This is a genomic window from Acidovorax sp. ACV01, from assembly GCF_014851495.1.
Taxonomy (GTDB): Bacteria; Pseudomonadota; Gammaproteobacteria; order Burkholderiales; family Burkholderiaceae_C; genus Acidovorax; species Acidovorax radicis.
In genome coordinates, this window is sequence record NZ_JACUZT010000014.1 from 26,332 (window position 1) to 50,912 (window position 24,581).

Below are 24,581 nucleotides of genomic sequence, written 5' to 3' on the forward strand. Positions count from 1 at the left end.
CTCCACGAAAGGGTTCTCCATGCGCGTCAATCTTCCGGTCAGCACGCAGGAATATGCGTTTCCCAAAGGCCAGACCCTGGTGTCCACCACCGATCTCAAGGGCCGCATCCTGTACTGCAACCCGATGTTCATCGAGGTCAGCAGGTACGAAAAACAGGAGCTTCTGGGGCAACCCCACAACATGATCCGCCACCCCGACATGCCCGAAGAAGCGTTCCGGGACATGTGGGAAACCATTGCCAGCGGCAACCCCTGGTCGGCCCCCGTCAAGAACCGGCGCAAGGATGGAAGCTTTTATTGGGTGATGGCCAACGTCACGCCGCTCATGCAGGGAGACCAGCCCACGGGTTTCATGTCGGTGCGCACCGAAGCCACCCGCGAGCAGGTCCAGGCCGCTGAGCAGCTCTACCGCCAGATGCAGGCTGAAAAATAGGCCGGAACCCTGGTGCACACCCTGCGCGAAGGGCAGGTGATCACCCGCAGCCTGCCGGGCCGCATCGCCCGGGCGCTGCAACCGGGGCCCCTGGGCAAGATCATGCTGTGCACACTGCTGCTGGTGGTCGCGTCCTGGTGCGCAGCGCTGCTGGGCGGGCACACGATGACCCTGGCGGGCGGGGCTGCCTGGCTGGGTGTGGTGCTGCTGGCCCTGGGCATGGCCGTGTACCTGCACCGCGCCACCGTGGCGCCGCTGCTGCAGATGCTGCGCTGGGCCAACCGCATGGCGGCGGGTGACCTCACCCAGAAGATCGCGGCGTCCCGCAACGACACCGTGGGCCAGCTGCAAAAAGCGCTGGCCCAGCTCAACGTGAACCTGTTGTCCATCGTGCGGGACGCGCGCCAGGAGAGTGAGCACATGCAGGTCTCCACGCGCGAGATCGCGCAAGGCAACCAGGACCTCTCATCGCGCACGGAGGCGCAGGCCAGCAACCTGGAGCAGACCGCGGCGTCGATGGAGCAAATCACTGGCACCGTCAAGCAGACAGCTGAATCGGCGCGCCAGGCCACGGTGCTGGCCACCCAGGCCACCCAGGTGGCCGAGCGCAGCAGCGAGGCCGTGGACGGCGTGGCCAGCACCATGAAGCAGATCCAGGCCGCGTCCGGGCGCATCAGCGAGATCACGCAGCTCATCGACTCCATCGCGTTCCAGACCAACATCCTCGCGCTCAACGCTGCGGTGGAGGCCGCGCGCGCCGGCGAGCAGGGCCGGGGTTTTGCGGTGGTGGCGTCTGAAGTGCGCAGCCTGTCGCACCGCACGTTGTCGGCCGCCAAGGAAATCCGCCAGCTCATCGACGACTCGGCCGCCAAGGTGAGCGAAGGGCACCAAAAGACCGACGCGGCCCAAAAGACCATGACCGAGTCACTGGAGCTGGTGCGCCGCGTGAACACGCTGATCGGCGAGATCCACAGTGCGTCCGACGAACAGCTCAGCGGTATCTCGCAGGTCAACGCCGCCGTGGCGCAACTGGACACCATCACCCAGCAGAACGCCGCGCTGGTGGAGGAAAACGCAGCGTCTGCGATGGAGCTGAACGGCCAAGCCCAGACGATGACCGAGACCGTGAAGGTGTTCCGCGTCGATGCCTCGGCGCCTGCGCAGGTGCGGGATGCGGTGGCGCTGCGCAAGGAGATGAAGGCAGTGTCGTCGGAGCGGGCGCTGGCAGCGGTGTAGTGTGAAGAACTTGTGGAGTGGTTTGGGCCTCCAGCGCTTTTGCAGAAAGCGCTACCCGCTATGGTTTTTGCTGTGGTTGTGGGGCGGGGTGGTTGGTTCTTCGTGACGCTGGGCCGGTTCTCCAGTTCAGTCGGTGATTGTTTTGCTCGCTCCCCTGAACTGGCTCGGGTTGGCACCCGTCACCTTGCGCACCATCCGCCTGAGTGCTGTCGCGTCCTCGTACCCTACGGATGCGGCAATCTGGTCCATGGTCATGCGGCTGCTCTCAATCAGCAGGCGCGCCTGTTGAAGCCGCGCGTTCTGCACCAGTGCCAACGGGCCATGCCCTGTGTACGCGCGTACGCGGCGCGCCAGCGTGCGCTCGGACATGGCAAATTCCCCGGCCAGCTCCGAGATTTTGGGTGGTTGCGGTAGGGAGGATTCGATCCGCCGCATCAGCCGGCCGATCAACTCATGCCCGTTGGCCAGCATCGACGGCACCACAAACGGCGCTTGGGCTTGGCGCCCTTCGATCAAAAGCAACTTGCCAACCGCCTGCGCAAGGCTTGATCCAAAACGCAGTCCCAGCAAATGCAAAATCAGGTCCGAATGCCCAAATGCGGCACCAGCCGTGATCACCTGGCCGTCACTGACGATCATGCGATCCGCATTGACCGAGCATTTTGGTGCCATGCGCTGTAGTTCTGTGGCCAGCCACCAGGAGGTCGTAGCGCGGCGCCCTTGCAGCAGGCCCGCGTGCTCAAGCAGGAAGGCCGCTGAGCAGGACGCGGCCACGATACCCCCAGCGGCAGAGTGCTGCCTCAACAAGCTAGCTGCCCGCTGAGCATCTGCTTGTGCCAAGCGCGGCACAACAGCTTCGATGCTGTCGAGGCCCAGGCCAGGCACGACCCAGATGGACGTGTCCCGGCCAGCCCGAAGCGGCGCACGGCGCGTTTCAATGCACAGGCCACCGCTGAGTGCAGTGGAGCCGCCATCCGGGGAGACCACCTTCCACGCTGGTTTGCGATCGCCCATGCGGGGTGCCAATACCGAAGCCGCGTGCAGCATGTCTTGCGTTGCGGCGACGCTGGCTGCGTAGGCCCCTGGAAGCACCAGGATGGTGAAATCGAGCATGGCTGATTTAGCGTGAAAAATGTCAAAAAAGACACTTTAAGCGCATTCAGAAATTCGGTTCAATGGTTGTCTTCTACAACCCCGCGTGATCCCGCGACCCACCATGCCAACCATCCTGATCCATGTGCCAGAAGGCTCTTTTTCCGGCGATGCCCGAGTCTCCTTGATTCGCCGCGTCAACGAAGCCGCAGCCCATGCCGAGCAAATTCCTGACGAGCCGCGCAAACGCGCACTGTGCTGGGTGTTGATCCGCGAAGTCGCCGTCAGCAGCTGGACGTGCGGTGGCACTGATGTGGGTTCTCAGATGTTGCCTTGCATGGCGACGATTTACCTGCCTGTGGGTGTGCTCGACAAGGTGTCGCGAGCCTACTACGTGCGCTTGATGCACGAAGCGTTCAGGCAATCGATGCCGCTGGATGAAACGCGCCATCTCGCCACTTCCGTCGTCCTGCACGAAGTCGACGATGGCTCCTGGGGGGTCAATGGCGCCGTCTGGACGTTGCCAAGCTTTGCCCGGGCTGCGGGGTTCGCACATTTGCAGCATCTGGTCACACCGCTGTGAAAGCGGGCGCTGGCGCCCTCGCAAGATAATCCAGCAGAATTCTTCGGCCCCGCTATCTCAAAGGGGGCGGACGATGGCCGGGGGATGATGCTTTTGTCATCACCCAAGCATGGGCGGTGTTGCAGATCCCTCTTGGCCCGCGGCGCGGCGCGAGCTGCGCCAGATGGGATGGGTAGCTGAAAGCAAAGCACAGTTCGACTTCGAAAATTTCATTCACCCTCTATGCGATTGTTCTTACGTCATGTCCCGATCACGGCGCTGTGCCTCCTGCTTGCAGGATGCTATGAGACATTCACTCCGATTGCCTCGGCACGTGTGACCCATTGGCAGGGTGGCGCACCCCAAACTGACGCCCAAGTACTCTCGGCGGAACAAGTCGCGCAATGGTCCGCATGGCTGCAGAGTCATCGTTGGGGGTGGCATCCCATCACCGCCACTTACCGTCCTGGGGTCGTGATTTTGCTGACGCATTCCGACGGCACCACGTCCACCGTCAACCTCATGCAAAAGGTGTTGGTCGCTGGGATGCACCAGCGTGAGCTCTCCAAGGGGGAGTGCCAAGAGCTGCATTCGCTGATGGGGGTGAAAAATGCTTGCTAGAACCTGCAAGCCATACCGGGGCTTGTTCCATCCACCTTGGGTGCTGGTGTCGCGGCGGTTTGCGGTGTCTGCGGCTTTGTCAGTGCTGGCCGCTTGTGGTGGATCTTCGGTGTCTGACCATATCGGCGCCCAAGCGCGCAGCACGGGTGTGGTGGACATGACCCAAGCCGCGGACTTTGCGTGGACACAATTGCGCATCTACACGCCTTACACTACCCGGAAGGCTGTGTGCAACGACTTGGGCGGATTGGCGCCGGGCTGTCTCAAGGACGCTCCGCCATCGGTTCCTGAAGGCAAATATCTCCTGGTATTCATCAACGAGGGCAAAGAGGCTCAGTACGTGTTTCATTCCCGCCGCAATGGAAATTTTCAAACCAGCACAGGCGTGCTGGTTCTGCAGCGCGATGCTGCCGTGTTCGAGGTGCTCCCCCCCAAGTCGCCACACCAAGGGGACGCCATTTACCTGCAGGTCCGCGCGCAAGCGCGGCCCTGACGATAAACGGGGGGCAAGCTTCTTGAGCGCCGGAGCCAGAGTGCATCCAGAAATTTCCAGGCGGTCGGGTGACAGCCCGATACCCCCTAAGAGCCTGTTTACGATCTCCCAGGGGTCGCGTTGGAGCGCAATCGGGATGAGTGGATGCCTCGGATGCGCTGCATGGGCTCGTGCCCATGCAAGCAGCCGGGGCGTCCAATCGCCCGATTTCGCTCCAACCCTTCGGGCAGCGGTCTTGGCGGGCAGTCTGCGGCGTTGCGGCGCTTGTTGATAGCCGAGCTATCCACTGCGCACCGCGCCTTGCATCCCCTCCCGCCAAGACCGCTGCGCGACCCCTGGGAGATCGTAAACAGGCTCTAAGAACCTGTTCAAAATCTTTTCGGGGGTCGCGTTGGAGTGCAATCGGGATGAGTGGATTCGTGCCCATGCAAGCAGCCGGGGCGTCTAATCGCACGATTTCACCCCAACCCTTCGGGCAAGTGCCTTGCCGGGCGGTCTGCGGCGTTGCGGCGCTTGCCGATAGCACGGGCTATCCACAGCGCACCGCGCCTTGCACCCCCTCCCGGCAAGGCGCTTGCGCGACCCCGAAAAGATCTTGAACAGGTTCTTACGTACTCCCCCGCACCGTCAATTCAAACCCCAGATCCACCGAATTGCGCTCCGGCACCTCACCGCGCATCAGCGCCAGCAGCATCCCTGCGCTGGCCTCGCCGACGGCGGAGCGGGGCGTGCGCACGGTGGTCAGGGGCGGCAGCATCTGGTCGCTTCCCGCCAGGTCGTTGAAGCCTGCAATCGCCACCTGACTGGGCACCGACAGGCCCAGCCGTTGCGCGGCCAGCAGGCCGCCCTGGGCCAAATCGTCGTTGCAGAAGAACACGGCGTCCACGCCGGGGCGGGTGCGCAGCAGCTCGTCCAGAAGTTCACCGCCCAGGCGCATGGATGAGGGCTGGGGGCTGAGAAGCTCCAGCTTGGGGTCGTACAGGCCTGCTTCCCTGAGGCAGCGGCGGTAGCCTTCGGCGCGCTGCATGGTGCGCGGGTCGAGCTGGGCGGCCACAAACGCGATGTGCCGGTGGCCCCGGTCCAGCAGGTGGGCCGTCATGCTGTGGCCCGCCTCCTGCTGCGAAAAGCCGACGCAGTACACGCCGGTGGCCGAGGTCATTTCCATCAGGTGCACGCAGGGCACGCCGCTGGCGGCAATCATCTGGCGCGCGGCCTCGGTGCGGTCAAAGCCGGTGACCAGCAGGCCCGCCGGGCGGTGGGCCAGGTAGGTGCGCAGCAGCTGTTCCTCTTCCTGGGGGTCGTAGTGGGTCACGCCGATGAGCGCCTGGTAGCCAAGGGGGAACAGCGTGCGGTGCACGGCCTCCAGCACATCCACGAACAACGCGTTGGACAGCAGGGGCACCAGCACCGGCACTTGCACGCTGCGCTGCGATGCCAGTGCGCGGGCGGCAGGGTCGGGCACGTAGCCCAGTTGCTGGGCGGCGTCCTTCACGCGTTGCACCAGGTCCTGGGCCACGCCGCGCTCGCCGCGCAGGGCGCGGGATGCGGTGATGGGGCTCACATCGGCGGCCTTGGCCACGTCGCTCAGCGTGATGCGGCCGCTGGAACGGCGTTTTGTCTCGGGTTTGCTCAAGGGTTAACCCTCGTTGATGTAGGAGTGGATTTGGTTAGGATAGCGCTGTCCAGGCAATGGAGCAACGCAATGCGTGCCATTTTGGACGAAGTTGCATCAATTGCCACAGTTTTGGCGGCATCCGGATCGGATGCCTTTTTTACGGGTTGTTTGGATAGCGCTACCAATATGAGTGTTTTGCCGTCAACGGTTTATCTGGTGGTCATGGGGGTGGCAGGCTGCGGCAAATCCAGCCTGGGTTCCGCCCTGGCCCAGGCCGAGGGCCTGGCCCTGATCGAAGGGGACGACCACCACAGTCCCGCCAGCCGCGAAAAGATGCGCCAAGGCGTCGCGCTGACCGATGCCGACCGCGAGGGCTGGCTCGCCACGCTGGGCCAGCTGCTGCAGGCGCACCCGCAGGGCGTGGTGTTGACCTGTTCGGCGCTCAAGAAGGCGTACCGCGACCGCCTGCGCAATGCCTGCCCCGGGCTGCGCTTCGTGTTCCTGGAGATCGACCGCGCCAATGCCGGCCAGCGCGTCGCGGCGCGGGCGGGCACCCACTTCTTTTCCACCGCTCTGGTCGACAGCCAGTTCGCCACGCTGGAGTCGCCCGTGGGCGAGCCCAGCGTGCTGCGGCTCGATGCCACGGTGGACCTGGCAACCCTTCAACGCCAGGCGTCTGCCTGGATTGCGGCCACGGAGGCAGCATGAGCAACACACCACTCCCGCCCGATTCCCCCACACCCCGGCTGGCTGGCCGCTTCACCCGGACGGCTGAGGCCGTGATGGCCGCTTGCCTGGGCGTGATGGCCGTGGCGGTCTTCGTCAACGTGGTGCTGCGCTATGGCTTTGGCAGCGGCGTGGTGGCCAGCGAAGAGCTGTCGCGCCTGCTGTTCGTGTGGATGGTGTTCATCGGCGCGGCGGCGGCCTACCCTGCGGGTGAACACATGGCCTTCACCAGCCTGGCCGGGTTACTGGCCCGGCGGCCGCTGGCTTTTGCACTGCTCAGCGCCCTGATCCGGCTGCTGGTGATCGCTGCCTGCGCCATGCTGGCCTGGGGAGCGTGGCAGCAGGTGGTGGTGGGTCTGGGCAGCCACTCGGTGGTGCTCGGCTACTCGGCCGCGCTGCTGCCGCTACCGGCCTTCCTTTGCGCGATGGCCATCGGTGTGATGGCCTTCATCGAACTGATTCAACGCAAACCGCTGGACCTGGGTCACGGCGCAGAAGTGGAGTGATGCACATGGGTCCCGAAGCTCAGGCTTTCATCGTCTTTTCGCTGGGCATGCTGGTGTTCATGGGCACCGGCATGAACATGGGCCTGGCCCTGGTGCTCACCGGCGCCGGCATGGCCTGGGTGCTCGACTTCTTCGACACCCAGCTGCTGGCCCAGAACCTCGTGGCCGGGGTCGACAGCTTCCCGCTGCTGGCCGTGCCCTTCTTCATCCTGGCCGGCGAGCTGATGAATTCCGGCGGCATCAGCCGGCGCATCATCGACATGGCGCAGGCCTGGGTGGGCCACATCCGCGGCGGGCTGGGCTACGTGGCCATCGGCGCGGCGGTGCTCATGGCCAGCATGAGCGGATCGGCCCTGGCCGACACGGCGGCGCTGGCCACCATCCTGCTGCCCATGATGCGCCAGCAGGGCTACCCCATGAACACCTCGGCCGGGCTGATCGCCTCGGGTGGCATCATCGCGCCCATCATTCCGCCGTCCATGCCCTTCGTGATCTACGGCGTGACCACCAACACCTCGATCTCGGCGCTGTTCGTCTCGGGCATCGTGCCGGGCCTCATGATGGGTGTGGGCCTGATCTTCGCGTGGCGCTGGGTGCTGCGCGGAATCGACCTGCCACCGAGCCGCGCGCCGCTGCCCCTGCGCGAGCGTCTGCGTGCCACGGTCAAGGCCTTCTGGGCCATGCTGATGCCCCTCATCATCATTGGCGGCATGAAGTCGGGCGTGTTCACGCCCACCGAAGCCGCCGTGGTGGCTGCCTTCTATGCACTGGCCGTGGCCCTGTTCGTGCACCGCGAGATGAAGGTGCCCGAGATCTATGGCGTGCTGGTGCGCGCCGCCAAGACCACGGCCATCGTGATGTTCCTGTGCGCCGGAGCCCAGGTGGCAAGCTACATGATCACGCTGGCCGACCTGCCCACGGTGCTAACGGGCTGGCTGGGTCCCCTGGTGGACAACCCGCGCATCCTGATGGCCGTGATGATGGTGGTGCTGGTGCTCATCGGCACGGCGCTGGATCTCACGCCCACCATCCTGATCTTCGCGCCCGTGATGCTGCCGATCGCCGTCAAGGCGGGGATCGACCCGGTGTACTTCGGCCTGATGTTTGTGCTCAACGGCGCCATCGGCCTCATCACCCCGCCCGTGGGCACCGTGCTCAACGTGGTGGCCGGCGTGGGCCGTATCTCGATGCACAGCGTCATCAAGGGCGTCAATCCCTTCCTGTTCACCTACGTGCTGATCCTGGCGCTGCTGGTGGCATTCCCGCAGATCGTGACCGCGCCCGTCCTCTGGATGCGGTGATGCCGGTGAGCCCCCGTTTTTCCGTGCCTTTCTTTCCCTTGCCAATGGAGACAACCATGAAGACTTTCCGCCGTACCCTGCTGGCCGCCCTGTCGGTGGCCGCCCTTGCTGCCTCGTTCCAGGCCGCCGCCCAGGACTTCAAGCCGCGCATCATCCGCTTCGGCTATGGCCTCAACGAGGTGTCCAACCAGGGGCGCGCCACCAAGTTGTTCGCAGAAGAAGTCGAAAAAGCCTCGGGCGGCAAGATGAAGGTGCGCGCCATCGGCGCCGCGGCGCTGGGCTCGGACGTGCAGATGCAGCAGGCGCTGATCGGCGGCGCGCAGGAGATGATGGTCGGCTCCACCGCCACGCTGGTGGGCATCACCAAGGAAATGGCGATCTGGGACACGCCCTTCCTGTTCAACAACGCCAAGGAAGCCGACGTGGTGCTCGACGGCCCGGTGGGCCAGAAGGTCATGGACAAGCTGCAAGAAAAGGGCCTGGTGGGCCTGGTGTACTGGGAGAACGGTTTTCGCAACCTGACCAACAGCAAGCGCCCCGTGACCAAGCTTGAGGACATGAACGGCATCAAGTTGCGGGTGATGCAAAACAACGTATTCCTCGACAGCTTCAAGACCCTGGGAGCCAACGCCGTGCCGCTGCCGTTCTCGGAGCTGTTCACGGCCCTGGAAACCAACACGGTCGACGGCCAGGAGAACCCGTACAACACCATCCTGTCGAGCAAGTTCTATGAAGTGCAAAAGTACCTGACGGTGACCAACCACGTCTACAGCCCCTGGATCGTGCTGGTCAGCAAGAAGTACTGGGACGGCCTCTCGAAGGCTGAGCAGAAGGTGCTGCTCGATGCCGCCAAGAAAAGCCGCGACTTCGAGCGCCAGGACACGCGCGCCGAGGCCGACAAGGCGCTGGCGGACCTGAAGGCCAAGGGCATGCAGGTCAATGAGTTGCCTGCCACCGAGGCCAATCGCATGCGCGAGAAGCTGGGTGCCGTGAACGCCAGCATTGCCACCAATGTGGGGGAAGCGCTGTGGAAGGACGTGCAGGGTGCTGTGGCCCAGGCACGCGCTGGTAAATAAACCGGTGTGGTGACGGGGGGGCTGCAGGGCAGTGATGCCCGCGTGCATCCCTTAGCCCCTCAGCACGAAAGCAAAAAAAGGCCGGGGCTCCCAAAGGAGCCCCGGCCTTTTCCATGGGCAATTGTCCACCTGCACCTCGGTGCAGGGCGGCAAATTACAGGGAGCCGATTTCGCCGGAAGAGATCTTGCCGGTGCGCAGGGCATCGACAGCCTGGGCGCTCACTGCGGCGCGGTCAGCCGTGGAGGTGAAAGACAAGACACGCGAGCCCACGGGGATGGTGCTGCTGGTCAGTGCCACCGTCGAGGCTTCAGCAGCCACTTCAGCACGGGTGCGGTTCGTGTCGAACTTGGTGGCAAATTGCGAAGCATCGGCTTCGTCAGCCTGGGCTCCGAAAGAAGCGAAAGCGGCAACGGCGGCGATAGAGAGGAAACGTGCGGTGTTGTTCATGGTGAAACTCCAGTGAAATTCAGAAAATGGGGTGAGGTACTTGGAATACGCAAAGGGAAAAGCCGTGGATTCAGAAAGAATCAACCGCCTTCAGCGGGGCCAACCCGGCCCGTGCGCATGGCTTGTGCAGCCGCTTCGGCACGCACTGCAGCGCGGTCGGCCGTGGACTTGTAGGTCACCACGCGGGAGCCAGCAGGCTCCTGGCTGCGCATCTGGACGGAGGATGCGGCTTCGGCAACCACTTCAGCACGGGTGCGGCTGGTGTCGAACTTGGTAGCGAACTGCGAAGCATCGGCTTCGTCGGCCTGGGCACCAAAAGAGGCGAAAGCGGCCACTGCGGCCAGGGAGAGGAAACGTGCGGTCTTGTTCATGATGAAAATCCTTGAAGTTAAAAAAGCGTCTCAAAAAAACCGGAGCAAAGAACAAAAATGAAAGCTGCTTCAAACCGGGTTCGGTGAGTCGCCTTGCGGGTTCGGCTCATCGATGGGATGAACTGTACGCCGCAGGGGGGTAAAGAAAAACCAGCTGGTCGCAAACTAACTGTTCCAGTTTTGGAAACAATCCAGGCGCCTGTTTCCTGCCTGTGGCCAAAGGCCCGCAGCCGGTCGCAAGCGATCGATCCGAGGCAAGAAGGGTGGGCGTTGATTCCTTTGAAAATGCGTTGGACATGGGCTGTATCGTGCCCGGCCGCCGCCCCGGCGTCGTCTCGTCGCGGTTTCGGTTCTTTTCAGTTTGTTTCGCGTCCGGCCGAATGCAACAGAGCCGAAACATATGCATCGCCATTGCCACACCCGGCCCAAAAGCGTGACAAATCGGGCTTGCGCGGGTTGCGCCCGTTGGGCTTATGGGCTGAAATCTCTCTACGCCTGTTTCAGGTATACAGAGGGAGGTTCCCATGACCATCGTCGCCAAGATTCTTCAGTCCAAACCGGACGCCATCGTCCACACCATTGCCCCCGGCGCCTCGGTGTTTGAGGCGCTCAAGCTCATGGCCGACAAGGGCATCGGCGCGTTGCTGGCGGTGGAGGGCGAGTCCATCGCCGGCATCTTTACCGAGCGCGACTACGCGCGAAAGATTGCCCTCATGGGGCGTACCTCCGCCGTCACGCAGGTCCGTGACGTGATGACCACCTCCGTGCTGTTTGTACGGCCCGACCAGACCAGCGAGCAGTGCATGCAGATCATGAGCAACAACCGCCTGCGCCACCTGCCGGTGGTCGAGGGTGGCAAGCTCGTGGGCATGATCTCCATTGGCGATCTGGTCAAGGACATCATTTCCGAGCAGAAATTCATCATCGAGCAGCTGGAGCACTACATCACTGGAACTCACTAAGGACAATCCCCTGAGGCGCTGCGCGCCTTCCCCCTTCTCTCGCGCTGCGCGCGGGAAGGGGGACACCCCCAGCGCGGCGGGGCGGCCCTTGCGCGGGGACACTGGCTTGGGTTGTGCGCGTTCTGCGGGCGGTTTTCTTTGGCGCAACGCTGAAAAAAAAGGCTCTGACCGATCTGGTCAGAGCCCTTTTGTTCTGGGTGTCCGGGTCGCGGCCGACCCGGCCGCTCAAGCGGCTTTTTCGACGTGTCCCTGGCGGGTGTAGAGGAAGTCGATCACTGCCTTGCGGTAGTGCACGTACTGCGGGTCTTCGGCCAGTTCCACACGGCGGCGGGGGCGGGCCAGGTTGACGGCCAGCACCTCGCCAATCGTGGCAGCGGGGCCGTTGGTCATCATCACGATCTTGTCGGACAGCAGCACGGCCTCGTCCACGTCGTGCGTCACCATCACCACGGTGCTCTGGGTGCGTGCCACGATCTCCAGCAGTTCATCTTGCAGCTTGGCGCGGGTCAATGCATCCAGTGCACCAAAGGGCTCGTCCATCAGCAACACCTGGGGCTCCATGCTCAGCGCACGGGCAATGCCCACGCGCTGCTTCATGCCGCCCGAGATCTCGCCGGGGCGCTTTTGCCCAGCCGGCGTGAGGCCCACCAGCGCCAGCGCGGCATCGGTGCGGGCCTTGAGCTGGGCCTTGGTTTCCTTGCCGCCAAAAACGCGCTCCACGGCCAGGTAGATGTTGTCGAAGCAGGTGAGCCAGGGCAGCAGCGAGTGGTTCTGGAACACCACGGCGCGCTCCGGTCCCGGGCCCTTGATCTCCTTGTTGGCGCACAGCAGTGCACCGTTGGTGGGCGTGGTCAGGCCCGCGATCAGGTTCAGCAGGGTGGACTTGCCGCAGCCCGAGTGGCCAATCAGCGCCACGAATTCGCCCTTGGCAATCGTCAGGTTGATGTCGCGCAGCGCAGGGAACAGGCCCTTTGCCGTCTTGAAGGTCTGCTCGACGCCATGGATCTCGATGAACTTGGTGGTCATGGAGGGATGTGTGGATGCTGCGGTGGGGTTCATGCTTTCACCTCTTCAAACGTAAATGCAGTGGCCAGCTTGATGAGTGCAAACTCCAGCACCAGCCCGACGATGCCGATCACGAAGATCGCGATGATGATGTTCTTGACGTTCAGGTTGTTCCACTCGTCCCACACCCAAAAGCCAATGCCCACGCCGCCAGTCAGCATTTCGGCGGCCACGATCACGAGCCATGCCGTGCCCACGGCCAGGCGCACGCCGGTCAGCATGTAGGGCAGCACGGCGGGGAACAGGATCTTGGTGGCAATCTTCCACTCCGACAGGTTGAGCACGCGGGCCACGTTCATGTAGTCCTGCGGCACACGCTGCACGCCCACCGCGGTGTTGATGATCATGGGCCAGATGGAGCAGATGAAGATGGTCCAGATGGCGGCCGGGTTGGCACCTTTGAAGACCAGCAGGCCAATGGGCAGCCAAGCCAGGGGCGACACGGGGCGCAGCAGGCTGATCAGCGGGTTGAACATGCGCGACAGGAAGTTGAAGCGCCCGATCACGAAGCCGGCCGGAATGCCCACCAGCGCCGCCATGCCAAAGCCCACGGCCACGCGTTCGAGCGACATCAGCACGTTCCAGCCCACGCCCTGGTCGTTGGGGCCGTTGCGGTAGAACGGGTTGCTGAAGATTTCCAGCGCCTGCTTCCAGGTTTCCACCGGGCCGGGAATGCTGTTGCCCGTGGTGGCTGACACCACGGCCCACAGACCCACCAGCAAGCCCAGGCCACACAGCGGCGGCAGCACCGCCATCCAGAAGCTGCGCGACAGCGCCGCCCAGTCGCGGCCGGCTGGGGCCGCGGCAGCAGCCACCGCTGGTGCGGGGGGCGCCAGCGGTGCAGGTTTTGGCTGTTTTTGGCTTCTGGCGCTTGCAGGTGAAGCGCTGGTGGCTACATTATTCATAGCATTCTGTGCAACCACGGGGGCTGCATCCAACGGGGAGTGAAAGACGGCACTGACCATGGTGTTCTCCTGTGCTGGGTGGACGGGGCAGGGCGCTTACGCCTTGATCTTGAAGCTGTCGGCGTACTTGGCGGGGTCTTTGCCGTCCCACACCACGCCGTCCATGAACTTGCTGCTGCGCATCTCGGTCTTGGGCAACGGCGTCTTGGAGGCCGTGGCGGCCTGCTTGTAGACGTCGATGCGGTTCACGGCCTTGGCGACACCCAGGTAGTCGGGGTGGTCCTTCATCAGGCCCCAGCGCTTGTGCTGCGTGAGGAACCACATGCCGTCCGTGAGGTACGGGAAGTTCACCGTGCCTTCGTTGAAGAATTTCATGTGGTTGGGGTCGTCCCAGGTCTTGCCCATGCCGTCCTGGTAGCGGCCCAGGATGCGCTGGTTGATGGCATCGACACCCGTGTTCACGTAGGCCTTGCCGGCAATGGTCTCGGCCATCTTGTTCTTGTTGGCCAGGCCTTCGTCGATCCACTTGCTGGCCTCCAGGATGGCGGCTGTCACGGCGCGCGCCGTGTTGGGGTACTTCTGCACGAATTCGGACGTGGTGCCCAGCACCTTTTCGGGGTGGTCCTTCCAGATGTCTTGCGTGGTGGTGGCGGTCACTCCGATGCCGTCCATGATGGCGCGGTGGTTCCAGGGCTCGCCCACGCAGAAACCGTCCATGTTGCCCACGCGCATGTTGGCCACCATCTGTGGCGGCGGCACGGTGATGACCTTGGCGTCTTTCATCGGGTCGATGCCATGGGCTGCCAGCCAGTAGTACAGCCACATGGCGTGTGTGCCGGTGGGGAAGGTCTGCGCAAAGGTGTATTCGCGCTTCTCGCTGGCCATCAGCTTGGCCAGGCCCGCTCCGTTGACGGCGCCCTTGTCGGCGAGCTTTTTGGACAGCGTGATGGCCTGGCCGTTCTGGTTCAGGTTCATCAGCACGGCCATGTCCTTCTTGGGGCCAGCCAGGCCCAGGTGCACACCGTAGACCAGGCCGTACAACACGTGGGCAAAGTCGAGCTCGCCATTCACCAGCTTGTCGCGCACACCGGCCCACGAGGCTTCCTTGGTGGGGATGATGGTCACGCCATATTTCTTGTCGATGCCCAGCACCGAGGCCATCACCACGCTGGCGCAATCGGTCAGTGGGATGAAGCCGATCTTGACCTCCTTTTTCTCGGGGGCGTCCGAGCCCTGGGCGTGGACCAGTGCACGCAGGGCGGGGCTCACGCCCACGGCGCCAACGGTAGCGGCCTGCAGCACGGTGCGGCGGTTGAGACTGGTTTTCAACAGATCGGTCATGGGGCATTTCCTCGCGTCGTTACAAAGCAAAAAAGGCGTCCTCCCCTGGGCTGGTTGCATTTGCAAACCGGCCGCGGAGAGGGACGCCTTTGTCCATGGCAAAGCCCATTGGGGGGCTTTGAGCCAGCACCGGCCCGCCATTGGGTCAGTGCTGTCAGTGGTGGGACCGTCATTGGTCTCGCCATGGGTTATGCAAGCAGCGTGCCAGCATGGATTGCGCCATCACGGGGCGCAAAATGCTATGGATTAAATAGCTGAATATGCTTTATGAATAAGCGCTGGCGGTCTATTGTTCGTCAGAACTGCCGCCATGCACGTTGGTGAACAAGTTGCACTGCCTTTGTGCGGCGCACCATCCGGGCCGGGTGCAGCCGGGTGAAACAGGAGGGCGTGAAGGCGAGCGTGGGCGCGGGGCCTTGGAGGCTGCTGGGCAGTGCCGCACGGGCGGCAATGTGTGACAAACCGGCCTCCGGCAGTCCCGGCTTGCATCCTGCGCCCGGGGTCTTGACCCCTGCAGGGCATCCGCAGCATTCGCCATCTACCGATGGTGCACCAACGCGGTTCCTTGGGAAATCGTGAACAGGTGCTCAGCCCAGCAAGTCCATCACATCGAGCATGCGCTGGGCCACGTCCACCAGCTTGAGGCCCTTGTCCATGGCGGTCTTGCGCAGCTTTTCGTAGGCGGCCTGTTCGCTGAGGCCCTGGCGCTGCATGAGCAGGCCCTTGGCGCGGTCGATGGTCTTGCGGTCCTTGAGCTCGGTCTTGGCATCGGCCAGCTCGGCGCGCAGGGCTTGTTCATGCTGAAAGCGCGCCATGGCCACGTCCAGGATGGGGCGGATGCGCTGGGGGGCCAGGCCCGCCACGATGTAGGCCGACACGCCCGCCGCCACCGCATCCTTGACATGCGAGGTGTCTTCATCGTTGGTGAACATCACGATGGGGCGGCGTTCATTGCGCGTGGCCATCACGACGTGTTCGAGGGCGTCGCGGGCTTCGCTTTCGGCGTCCACGATGATGAGGTCGGGCTGCAACTGGGCGATGCGCTCGCTCAGAAAAACGTCAGCGGGCAGCGTGGCCACCAGGTTGAAATTGTTTTCCAGCAGCCCGATGCGCAGCGCCCGCGACCGATCCGCCTGCAGCACGGCATGCTCGTCGGCGGGGTCGGCGACCGCCAGATCCGGGGCAACCACCACGATGCGCAAAGACTCGTTCATACCCTGGAGCATAAGCAATTTTTACGCCATAAATTGGTGCATCGAAGCGGTGCATGCCAAGGGTTCTTCGCCCAGGGCAGGCTTTTTCACCTTGCGGGGCCTGAAACTTGCTAATAGTTTGGCGATGGGCAGGGCATACCCGATAGCACCTCCCCGGCTGCGTCGCATATACATCTGCTCACATTGACCTATTCAAGAGGATTTGCATGAACAAGCACATTGACCGGCGGCATATCTCTGCCGGCTTGGCCCTGACCACCGTGGCGGTATCCGCGCTGCTGGTGTTGACAGGTTGCAGCAAGGTGCCCGACACCATCAAGATCGGTGTGGCCCAGCCGTTGAGCGGCCCGCTGGGCGCGCTGGGGCAGGATTTGCTCAACGGGGTGAACCTGGCCGTGGCAGAGCTCAACAAGGGCGGCTACAGCGTGGACGGCAAACGCGTGACGCTGGAGGTGGTGTCGGTGGATGACAAGGCCGATGCCGCCACCGGCAAGACCGTGGCACAGCAGCTGGTGGACTCGGGCGTGGTGGCCGTGATTGGGCATCTGAATTCAGGGGTGAGCATCGAGACCGCGCCGATCTATGCGGCCAAGGACATCCCCCAGATCGCCATCTCGACCAATCCCAAGTTCACCCAGCTGGGTTTTCCCACCACGTTCCGCATGGTAGCCAACGACACCCTGCAGGCACGCGCCATCGGCTCGTTTGCTGCGACGCAGCTGGGCGCCGCCCGCTACGCCGCGCTGGACGATGGCACGCCCTATGGCAAGGGTCTGGCCGACGGGGCCGCTGCGCAGCTCAAGGCCGAGAAGAAAGAGGTGGTGGTGCGCAAGTCGTTTGACGACAAGACCACGGCATTCGACGAACTCGCGGGCGAACTGAAGGCCGCCAAGGTGGAGGTGATCGTCTCCACCCTCAACGACTTCCAGGCCCTGGCACTGCTGGAGTCGCTGCGCAAGGTGGGCCACACCAAGGTCAGCCTGCTGGGCGGCGACACCATCAAGACCACCGACATGGCCAAGGGCGCCGGCATTGTCGAGGGGCTGTATGCAACGTCGCCCGTGCTCGAAGCCAAAGAGTTCACCACCGGCAAGCCCTTCCTTGAAAAGTACATCGAGGCCTACAAGAAGCCGCCCGCCTATGGCGGCCACTACAGCTACGACAGCACCTACGTGCTGACCGCAGCCATCCAAAAGGCCAAGTCTGCCGACCCCAAAGAGATCACCAAGGCCATGCACGGCATCAACGGCTATGCCCCCGTGATCGGCACCATGAGCTGGGACGAAAAGGGCGAACAGCGTTACGGCGCCGTGGGCGTGTACGAACTGCGTAGCGGCAGCTGGGAGCTGCGCATGCGTTCGGACCGCTGGTAGCCGGCCGGTTCTTCAGGCGGCATGGCTTTGAACAACCCCTGCTGGCCAGCGCCAGCAGGGGTTTTTGCATCAGGCCCTGCGCGAGGCCGGGTTTTACACTCGGGGCATGAGCTTGCTGATACTCGGTATTGAATCTTCGTGCGACGAAACGGGCGTGGCACTGGTCCGTTCGACGGGCCATGCCGTGCCCACATTGCTGGCGCATGCGTTGCACAGCCAGATCGAGATGCACCAGGCCTACGGTGGCGTGGTGCCCGAGCTGGCCAGCCGCGACCACATCCGCCGGGTGCTGCCGCTGGCCACGCAGGTGCTCACCGAGTCCGGCCAGACGCTGGCGGATGTGGATGTCGTGGCCTACACGCGTGGCCCAGGCCTGGCTGGTGCACTCCTGGTGGGCGCGGGGGTGGCCTGCGCGCTGGGGGCGGCGCTGGACAAGCCGGTGCTGGGCGTGCACCACCTTGAGGGGCATTTGCTGTCGCCCTTCCTGAGCGCCGACCCGCCCGAGTTCCCCTTCGTGGCCCTGCTGGTCTCTGGCGGGCACACCCAGTTGATGCGGGTGGATGGCGTGGGCCGCTACGAGATCCTGGGCGAAACCATCGACGATGCCGCCGGTGAAGCGTTTGACAAGTCCGCCAAGCTCATGGGCCTGGGCTACCCCGGCGGGCCAGCGCTCTCACGCCTGGCCGAACAGGGCGACCCGGCGGCCTTCAAGCTGCCGCGCCCGCTGCTGCACAGCGGCAACCTAGATTTCTCTTTTGCCGGGCTGAAGACGGCGGTGCTGACGCAGGCCAAAAAGCTGGGTGACGAGCTGCAAGTGCGCAAGGCCGACCTGGCCGCCAGCACCGAGGCGGCGATTGTGGATGTGCTGGTGAAGAAGACGCTGACGGCGTTGAAGCAGACGGGCTTGAAGCGGGTGGTGGTGGCGGGTGGCGTGGGGGCCAATCGGCACTTGCGGGCGCAGCTGAATGCCGCCTGTGCCGCCGCCAAGGTGCGGGTGCATTACCCGGAGCTGCACCTGTGCACGGACAACGGCGCGATGATTGCCATGGCGGCGGCAATGCGGTTGCAGGCGGGGCAGCAGGAGGCCAGCAGCAACTATGCGTTTGATGTGAAGCCACGGTGGCCGTTGGATGCGATTACGGTTGCTGGGTGACTGGATTGTGATTAGAAATGGCCTCCAGCGCTTGATGAATAAGCGCCAGAGCCCAAAAGAACTACCAAAAAATCAGAACGGATAGTGCCGCGCCGTCGTCTGCACCGTAATCCATCGCAGCTCCGTAAACTCCCGCACCCCCGCCATCCCCCCAAACCGCCCGTACCCCGAACTCTTCACCCCCCCGAACGGCATCTGCCCCTCGTCATGCACCGTCGGCCCGTTGACGTGACAGATCCCCGACTCAATGCGCGCCGCCACATTCCACGCCTTGGCCACATCACGGCTGAACACAGCGGATGACAGCCCGAACTCGTTGTCGTTGGCGCAGGCAATCGCATCCTCCACGCCGTTCACCCGCACCACGGGCTTGACCGGGCCAAACGACTCCTCGCGGTAGATGTCCATCTCGGCCGTCACGTGGTCGAGGATGGTGGCGGCCATCAGCGTGTTCTCGCTCTTGCCGCCGCACACCAGCGTGGCGCCCTTGGCCAGCGCATCGTCGATGAGCGCATTGCAGCGGTGCACCGTGGCCATGTCCACCACCGACCCCAGCACCACCGGGCCCTTGCGCGGGTCGCCCAGGGGCAGTGCCTTGGCGCGCTCGCCGAGCTTGGTCACGAACTCGTCGGCCACGGCGCTGTCCACGATGATGCGTTCGGTTGACATGCAGATCTGCCCCGAGTTGGCGAACGATCCGAACACGGTGCCCGCCACGGCGGCATCCAAGTCCGCATCGTCCAGCACCAGCAGCGGGGCCTTGCCGCCCAGCTCCAGCACCACGGGCTTGAGGTACTTGGCACACGTCTGCGCGATGATGCGGCCGACCTTGGTGGAGCCCGTGAAGTTCACGCGGCGCACGGCCGGGTGGGCCACGATGGCCTCGACGACCGCACCGGCGTCGGCCGGCGCATTGGTCACGAAATTCACCACGCCAGGCGGCAGGCCGGCCTCCTGCAGCGCCTCGATGATCAGGCCGTGCGTGGCGGGGCTCAGTTCCGATCCCTTGAGGATCACCGTGTTGCCGCAGGCCAGCGGCGTGGCGATGGCGCGCACTCCGAGGATGATGGGCGCGTTCCACGGTGCGATGCCCAGCACCACGCCCGCGGCCTGGCGCACGCCCATGGCCAGGCTGCCGGGCACGTCGGACGGGATCACCTCGCCGGCGATCTGCGTGGTCAGGGCGGCGGCCTCCTGCAGCAGGCCGGCGGCCAGGTGCACGTTGAAGCCGGCCCACAGGCCCGAGGCACCGGTCTCGGCGGCCATGGCGGTGGCAAAGGCCTCGCCCTTGGCTTCGAGCGCATGCGCGGCCTTGAGCAGCAGCGCACGGCGCGCATTGGGCCCCAGGGCCGACCAGGCCGGGAAGGCCTTGGCGGCGGCGTCGGCGGCGGCCTTGGCATCGGCCACCGTGGCGGCCGGGGCCGTGGTGGCCACGGACCCGTCGAGCGGGTTGCGGCGCTCGAAGGTGGCGCCGCCTGTGGCCTGCACGCGCTCGCCGTTGATCAGCATGGAAATGGCAGTCATGGAATGTCTCCTGGATGAATAGGAAGGAAAAGTCGGATGGGGATGGGGTGCGGGACGTTCAGGCAACGCCCAGGTAGGCCTGGCGCACGGCGTCGGACTGCAGCAGCGTGGCGGCATCGCCCGAGGCCACGATGCGCCCGCGCTCCAGCACATAGCCGCGCTGCGCCACCTGCAGCGCCTTGCGCACGTTCTGCTCGACCATGAGCACGGTGACGCCCTGGGCCGCGATGCGCTGCACGATGGCGAGCAGTTCGTCCACCATGCGCGGTGCCAGCCCCAGCGAGGGCTCGTCCAGCATCAACAGGCGCGGGCCGCTCATCATGGCGCGGGCCACGGCCACCATCTGCTGCTCGCCGCCGCTCATGGTGCCGGCCAGTTGCTGGGCGCGTTCCTTGAGGCGCGGGAAGTCCTCGAACGCCTGGGCCAGCCGCACCGCCCGCACGCGCGCAGGCACCAGCCAGCCGCCCAGCTCCAGGTTCTCGGTCACCGTCATCTGCGGGAACAGCTGGCGGCCCTCGGCCACCAGAGCCAGGCCGCGCTGCACGCAGGCCGTCGCATTCATCGCGGGCACGGCCAGGCCGTCGAGCAGCACCGTGCCCTGGCGCGGCAGCAGGCCGGCCAGCGCCTTGAGCAGCGTGGTCTTGCCGGCGCCGTTGGGGCCGACGATCACCGTGATGCCGGGCTGGGCTTCGAGCGACAGGTCCTGCAGCACCTGAAAGCCGTTGTAGCCCGTGGTCAGGCCCTGTACCGTGAGGTGTGCGCCGCTCATGCAGTGGCTCCTTCAGGTGTTGCCTGTGTGCCCATCTCATCGCCCAGGTAGGCCTCGATGACCTCCTTGTTGCGCACCACCTCGGCGGGCGTGCCGTCGGCGATCTTGCGGCCCTGGTGCAGCACCAGGACGCGCTCCACGTACTTGAGCAGGGTGGTCACCGCATGCTCGATCCACACCACGGTCAGCCCCCAGTCGTCGCGCAGGCGACGTATGCGCTGGGCCATGGCGTCCACCTCGGCCTCGGTCAGGCCGGCGGCCACCTCGTCGAGCAGCAACAGGCGCGGGCGCGTGCCCAAGGCCATGCCGATCTCCAGCAGGCGCTGCTGCGAAGGCGTTACGTCGGCGGCGGGCCTGTCGGCCAGGGCCGACAGGCCCAGCATGGTCAGGATCTCGTCCTCATTGCGCAGTCCCACGGGCCCCTGGCGGTGGCGCCCCGCGAACTGCATGCCGAAGCGCACGTTGTCGCGCACCGTCATGTCGGCAAACACGCGTGGCGTCTGAAAGGTGCGCGCAATGCCGTGGGCCGCATAGTGGTGCGGCCCCTTGCCGGTAAGGTCGTCGCCTCCGCAGTGCAACGTGCCCGAGGTGGGCGGCTGCACGCCCGAGATGGCGTTGAAGAAGGTGGTCTTGCCTGCGCCGTTGGGGCCGATGATGCCGATGAGTTCACCCGCCTGCAGCGTGGCGCTCACGCCGTCCACGGCGGTCAGGCCGCCAAAGCGCACCGTCACGGCGTCGATGGTCAGCAGGGTCTCAGCCATGGGCCGCCTCCTGCTGCGCTGTGGCAGTCCGCTTGCGCTGCCACAGCGTGGCCAGGCCATTGGGCAGGTACATCACGCACAAAATCAGCAGCAGGCCGAGAACCATCATGTAGCCATAGGGCAGCTGCAGACGCAGCGTTTCTGCCAGCAGGCTGAACACGATGGCCGCCAGCACCGGCCCGCCGATGCTGGCCGCACCGCCGATCAGCGCGATCAGCACCGTCTGGAAGCCGATGAAGGGGCTGAACACGGCGGCGGGCTCGATGTAGGTCCAGCGCACGGCCATGGCCGCGCCCACGGCCCCCGCGAACGCGGCGGTGATGCCGAAGCCCGCGATCTTGGCAAGGCGCGTGTCCACGCCCAGGGTCTGGGCGCGCTGCTCGTCGGCGCCAATGCCCGAGAGCGCCAGGCCGAAGCGGCTGCGCTTGACGGCAATCGCGGTGGCGATGGCGCCTGAGGCGATCAGCAGCACCGTGAGGTACACCGTCTCGTTGCTGGGCACCACCGTGAGCACGCGGCCCACGGTGCCCGAGACCTGCTTCTCGACAAAGGTCACCGCGTGGCGGATCAGCTCCGTCATGCCGAAGGTCAGCACCGCGAAGTAGGTGCCGCGCAGGTGCAGCACCGCCGCCCCCATGACCACGGCCACCGCAGCGGCGATCAGTGCTCCCGCCACGATCACCAGCGGCCAGGGCAGCGTGCCCAGCAGCGTGGCGCTGGCGTACGCGCCGATGCCGAAGAAGGCCGAGGTGGCCAGCGACAGGTAGCGCGTGGCGCCGCAGAACAGCGACCAGCTGGTGGCCAGCGCGATGTACATCAGGCAGCTGAGCAGCACCGAGGCCGCGAATTCGGATACCAGCCAGGGCAGGGTGCCGACCACGGCCGTGCCCGCCGCGAGCGCGAGCCAAGGCTTGTTGGAATGGAAGGATTTCATTTCTTGGAAAAGAGGCCGTTGGGGCGCCAGATCAGCACGCCGATAAACACCGCATAGCTCAGCAGCATCTTGAGAGACGGGCTGCTGAAGTGCATGCCCAGGGCTTCGACCACACCCAGCAGCAGGCCCCCAGCCAGGCTGCCCGCCAGGCTGCCGAAGCCGCCCAGCGTGATCACGATCAGCGCCGTCACGGTGTACGGCTCGCCCATCGACGGCGAGATCTCGTAGGTCATCGACAGCAGCGCCCCTGCCACGCCCGACAGCCCCAGGCCAATGCCGAACATCATCGGGTGCAGCCGCCGGGTGTTGATGCCCACCAGTTGCGCCCCCGTGGGCGACTGCATCAGCGCCCGCACGGCCTTGCCCAGCAGCGTGAGCTTGAGCAGCGCGATCAGCGCGGCCGACAGCGCCAGCGCCACGCCGAACAGCACCAGCTTGTTCTCGGTGAAGCGCATGCCCGCCACCTGCACCGGGTCGGCCAGGTACTCGTAGCCGCGCAGGTCGCCACCCCAGATCAAGAGCGCGGTGTTCTGCACCAGGAACATCAGGCCAAAGCCCACCATCAGGCTGCGCGCCTCGAACACGTCCACGTTGGGTGCGCGCGCCGCCAGGCGCTTGAAGCACAGCGCATGCACCGCCACGCCTAGCACGAACAGCGCGATGAAGGCGATGGGCATCAGCAGCAACGGCGACCAGCCCCAGGCAGTGTGCGCCCACCAGGTGAGGAAGGCGCCGAGCATCAGAAACTCGCCATGCGAGATGTTCATGATGCGCATCAGCCCGTACTGCAGATTCAGGCCCATGGCCACCAGCGCATAGATGCCGCCGGTAATGAGGCCACTGGCGACCAGTTCGGCCCAGGAGGTCAAAGACACTGTGTTATTTCCAGGCTGGTTTTGCGGTGTTCAGCTGCGCCGTGGCACGGTCCTTGGGCCACACCACTTCGAAGTCGCTGCCCTGCCACTGGCTCACGGTGCCCGGGATGGAGGCGTTCTCGCTGCCTGCAAAGCGGATGCCGCCCAGGATGGTCTTGAACTCGTTCTTGGCGATGTGCTCGCGCAGCGCCTTGCGGTCCAACCCCACCTTCTCCACGGCCTGTTGCAATATCTGCAGGCCCGCCCATGCATGGCCACTGGCCCAGCGGTCGGGCTCCTTGTTGAACTTCTTCACGTGGGCGTCGAAGTAGGCCTTGGCCTCGGGGCTGGTCTTCACGCTCCACGAACCCATGCCGATCACGCCCTCGGTGTTGGCCTGCATCACGTTCTTGTACAGCTGAAAGGCTGTGCCCACCGAAGCGTAGAAGAACTTGGGGTTCAGCCCCACCTCGCGCGCCTGGCGGCTGGCCAGGATGGTGTCGGGCGGGTAGGTGATGCCGATGAAGGCGTCGGGGTTCAGGTCCTTGATGCCGCGCAGCACGGGCGCCAGGTCTTTCACGCCCAGGGGGTAGCTCTTGCGCTCCACCACCTGGATGCTGGTCTTCTTGAGCGCGCTGTTCAGCGCGGCAAAGTTTTCCAGGCCGAACAGGTCGTCCATGTAGACGATGGCCACCGATTTCACCCCGTTGGCCACCAGCATGTCCACCAGCGCACCCATCATCTTGTCGGGCTGCTGCAGCAGCGAGAAGAAGTAGGGCAGGTTCATGTCGATCAGCTTGCGCGACAGCGCTGTGGGCGCCAGCAGCGGGTAGCCGAAGCGGTTGGCCAGCGGCGCAATGGCGAAGTTGGCGCCCGAGCCCCAGGGCGGCAGGATCAGGTCCACCTTGTCGCTGCCCATGAGCTTTTCGAAGGTGCGCACGCAGGTCTCGGTCTCGCTGCGGTCGTCGTAGCCGATGAGTTCGATGGGGCGCTTCGCGCCCTTGATGTTGAGGCCGCCCGCCGCGTTCACCTGCTCGGCCCAGAGCAGGTAGTTGGGCTCCTGGCTGACCTGTGCGCCCGCGGCCCAGGGGCCTGTGCGGGCGATGGCGTAACCGATGCGCACGGGGCCGGACTGCGCCAGCAACTGCGGCGCTACGGCCAGCGCGCCCACAGTGGCGGCGGCCCCCTTGATCCACTGGCGTTTGGAGGGTTGAAAAGGCTGGTGCGTTGTCATGGTGTGTCTCCT

General features: G+C 64.8%; 23 protein-coding genes and 1 pseudogene. 10 read left to right on the forward strand and 14 right to left on the reverse strand.

The annotated features are described in order from the left end of the window. Positions 1 to 19: 19 nt before the first annotated feature. Positions 20 to 1,669: pseudogene (locus IB243_RS26185) on the forward strand (methyl-accepting chemotaxis protein). Positions 1,670 to 1,795: 126 nt separating this feature from the next. Here the strand turns inward: IB243_RS26185 and IB243_RS26190 are convergent. Next, positions 1,796 to 2,782 (reverse strand): GlxA family transcriptional regulator, encoded by a 987-nt coding sequence (locus IB243_RS26190; RefSeq protein WP_192430014.1) that lies wholly within the window; start codon positions 2,780 to 2,782, stop codon positions 1,796 to 1,798. Positions 2,783 to 2,885: 103 nt separating this feature from the next. Between IB243_RS26190 and IB243_RS26195 the strand changes: the two genes are divergently transcribed. Together IB243_RS26195 and IB243_RS26200 are read left to right on the forward strand one after the other, a co-directional pair. Further along, the gene (locus tag IB243_RS26195) at positions 2,886 to 3,344 is read left to right on the forward strand and encodes a tautomerase (RefSeq protein WP_192430015.1); all 459 of its coding nucleotides are present in this window, start codon (positions 2,886 to 2,888) and stop codon (positions 3,342 to 3,344) included. 751 nt (positions 3,345 to 4,095) lie between these two features. Beyond that, complete coding sequence (locus IB243_RS26200) at positions 4,096 to 4,437, forward strand: hypothetical protein (protein ID WP_225585380.1); 342 nt, start codon at positions 4,096 to 4,098, stop codon at positions 4,435 to 4,437. A gap of 607 nt (positions 4,438 to 5,044) precedes the next feature. Here IB243_RS26200 and IB243_RS26205 read toward each other — a convergent pair. Further along, entirely contained in the window at positions 5,045 to 6,070 is a 1,026-nt protein-coding gene (locus tag IB243_RS26205; RefSeq protein WP_057222921.1) for a LacI family DNA-binding transcriptional regulator, read from the reverse strand. Positions 6,071 to 6,274: 204 nt separating this feature from the next. On the opposite strand from IB243_RS26205, the gene IB243_RS26210 reads away from it, so the two are divergent. The 4 genes from IB243_RS26210 to IB243_RS26225 are packed head-to-tail and all read left to right on the forward strand — an operon-like array spanning position 6,275 to position 9,661. After that, positions 6,275 to 6,760: a gluconokinase gene (locus IB243_RS26210; RefSeq protein ID WP_192430039.1), complete on the forward strand. Its 486-nt coding sequence runs from the start codon at positions 6,275 to 6,277 to the stop codon at positions 6,758 to 6,760. After that, positions 6,757 to 7,284, forward strand: coding sequence for a TRAP transporter small permease (locus IB243_RS26215; protein ID WP_192430017.1), 528 nt, complete (start codon positions 6,757 to 6,759; stop codon positions 7,282 to 7,284). The genes IB243_RS26210 and IB243_RS26215 overlap by 4 nt, the downstream gene beginning before the upstream one ends. A 5-nt stretch (positions 7,285 to 7,289) precedes the next feature. Beyond that, positions 7,290 to 8,585 (forward strand): TRAP transporter large permease, encoded by a 1,296-nt coding sequence (locus IB243_RS26220; protein ID WP_029413435.1) that lies wholly within the window; start codon positions 7,290 to 7,292, stop codon positions 8,583 to 8,585. 56 nt (positions 8,586 to 8,641) lie between these two features. Beyond that, positions 8,642 to 9,661, forward strand: a complete 1,020-nt coding sequence (locus tag IB243_RS26225) for a TRAP transporter substrate-binding protein (protein ID WP_010460030.1) — start codon at positions 8,642 to 8,644, stop codon at positions 9,659 to 9,661. A gap of 154 nt (positions 9,662 to 9,815) precedes the next feature. Here IB243_RS26225 and IB243_RS26230 read toward each other — a convergent pair whose 3' ends face one another. Together IB243_RS26230 and IB243_RS26235 are read right to left on the reverse strand one after the other, a co-directional pair. Continuing rightward, positions 9,816 to 10,109 (reverse strand): hypothetical protein, encoded by a 294-nt coding sequence (locus IB243_RS26230; RefSeq protein ID WP_029413438.1) that lies wholly within the window; start codon positions 10,107 to 10,109, stop codon positions 9,816 to 9,818. A gap of 80 nt (positions 10,110 to 10,189) precedes the next feature. Next, the gene (locus IB243_RS26235) at positions 10,190 to 10,480 is read right to left on the reverse strand and encodes a DUF4148 domain-containing protein (RefSeq protein ID WP_057222925.1); all 291 of its coding nucleotides are present in this window, start codon (positions 10,478 to 10,480) and stop codon (positions 10,190 to 10,192) included. A 524-nt stretch (positions 10,481 to 11,004) separates the two neighbouring features. Between IB243_RS26235 and IB243_RS26240 the strand changes: the two genes are divergently transcribed. Continuing rightward, on the forward strand, positions 11,005 to 11,442 hold the full coding sequence (locus IB243_RS26240; RefSeq protein ID WP_010460036.1) for a CBS domain-containing protein: 438 nt from the start codon (positions 11,005 to 11,007) through the stop codon (positions 11,440 to 11,442). Between the two features lie 225 nt (positions 11,443 to 11,667). Here the strand turns inward: IB243_RS26240 and IB243_RS26245 are convergent, their stop codons facing one another. The 4 genes from IB243_RS26245 to IB243_RS26260 all read right to left on the reverse strand — a co-directional run bounded on the left by IB243_RS26245 (position 11,668) and on the right by IB243_RS26260 (position 15,967). Next, positions 11,668 to 12,501: an ABC transporter ATP-binding protein gene (locus IB243_RS26245; protein WP_192430018.1), complete on the reverse strand. Its 834-nt coding sequence runs from the start codon at positions 12,499 to 12,501 to the stop codon at positions 11,668 to 11,670. Beyond that, on the reverse strand, positions 12,498 to 13,472 hold the full coding sequence (gene ntrB / locus IB243_RS26250) for a nitrate ABC transporter permease (protein WP_192430019.1): 975 nt from the start codon (positions 13,470 to 13,472) through the stop codon (positions 12,498 to 12,500). The genes IB243_RS26245 and ntrB overlap by 4 nt, the downstream gene beginning before the upstream one ends. Positions 13,473 to 13,508: 36 nt before the next feature. Continuing rightward, positions 13,509 to 14,753: a CmpA/NrtA family ABC transporter substrate-binding protein gene (locus IB243_RS26255; protein WP_010460041.1), complete on the reverse strand. Its 1,245-nt coding sequence runs from the start codon at positions 14,751 to 14,753 to the stop codon at positions 13,509 to 13,511. Between the two features lie 587 nt (positions 14,754 to 15,340). Continuing rightward, entirely contained in the window at positions 15,341 to 15,967 is a 627-nt protein-coding gene (locus tag IB243_RS26260; protein WP_029413446.1) for an ANTAR domain-containing response regulator, read from the reverse strand. A gap of 206 nt (positions 15,968 to 16,173) precedes the next feature. On the opposite strand from IB243_RS26260, the gene IB243_RS26265 reads away from it, so the two are divergent. Together IB243_RS26265 and tsaD are read left to right on the forward strand one after the other, a co-directional pair. Next, positions 16,174 to 17,340 (forward strand): branched-chain amino acid ABC transporter substrate-binding protein, encoded by a 1,167-nt coding sequence (locus IB243_RS26265; RefSeq protein WP_192430020.1) that lies wholly within the window; start codon positions 16,174 to 16,176, stop codon positions 17,338 to 17,340. A gap of 106 nt (positions 17,341 to 17,446) precedes the next feature. After that, on the forward strand, positions 17,447 to 18,493 hold the full coding sequence (tsaD, locus tag IB243_RS26270) for a tRNA (adenosine(37)-N6)-threonylcarbamoyltransferase complex transferase subunit TsaD (RefSeq protein ID WP_010460046.1): 1,047 nt from the start codon (positions 17,447 to 17,449) through the stop codon (positions 18,491 to 18,493). A 72-nt stretch (positions 18,494 to 18,565) separates the two neighbouring features. Here tsaD and IB243_RS26275 read toward each other — a convergent pair whose 3' ends face one another. From IB243_RS26275 to IB243_RS26300, 6 genes are read right to left on the reverse strand one after another with little or no spacing between them, the layout of a single operon-like run. Further along, positions 18,566 to 20,017, reverse strand: coding sequence for an aldehyde dehydrogenase (locus IB243_RS26275; RefSeq protein WP_192430021.1), 1,452 nt, complete (start codon positions 20,015 to 20,017; stop codon positions 18,566 to 18,568). 58 nt (positions 20,018 to 20,075) lie between these two features. Further along, on the reverse strand, positions 20,076 to 20,786 hold the full coding sequence (locus tag IB243_RS26280; RefSeq protein ID WP_192430022.1) for an ABC transporter ATP-binding protein: 711 nt from the start codon (positions 20,784 to 20,786) through the stop codon (positions 20,076 to 20,078). Continuing rightward, a complete protein-coding gene (locus IB243_RS26285) occupies positions 20,783 to 21,547 on the reverse strand; it encodes an ABC transporter ATP-binding protein (RefSeq protein ID WP_192430023.1) in 765 nt (254 codons plus the stop codon). Before IB243_RS26285 ends, IB243_RS26280 begins: the two co-directional genes overlap by 4 nt. Next, positions 21,540 to 22,481, reverse strand: coding sequence for a branched-chain amino acid ABC transporter permease (locus IB243_RS26290; protein WP_192430024.1), 942 nt, complete (start codon positions 22,479 to 22,481; stop codon positions 21,540 to 21,542). Before IB243_RS26290 ends, IB243_RS26285 begins: the two co-directional genes overlap by 8 nt. Continuing rightward, positions 22,478 to 23,356, reverse strand: coding sequence for a branched-chain amino acid ABC transporter permease (locus tag IB243_RS26295; protein WP_057270748.1), 879 nt, complete (start codon positions 23,354 to 23,356; stop codon positions 22,478 to 22,480). The genes IB243_RS26290 and IB243_RS26295 overlap by 4 nt, the downstream gene beginning before the upstream one ends. Positions 23,357 to 23,360: 4 nt before the next feature. Then, a complete protein-coding gene (locus tag IB243_RS26300; protein ID WP_192430025.1) occupies positions 23,361 to 24,569 on the reverse strand; it encodes an amino acid ABC transporter substrate-binding protein in 1,209 nt (402 codons plus the stop codon). Positions 24,570 to 24,581 lie beyond the last annotated feature (12 nt).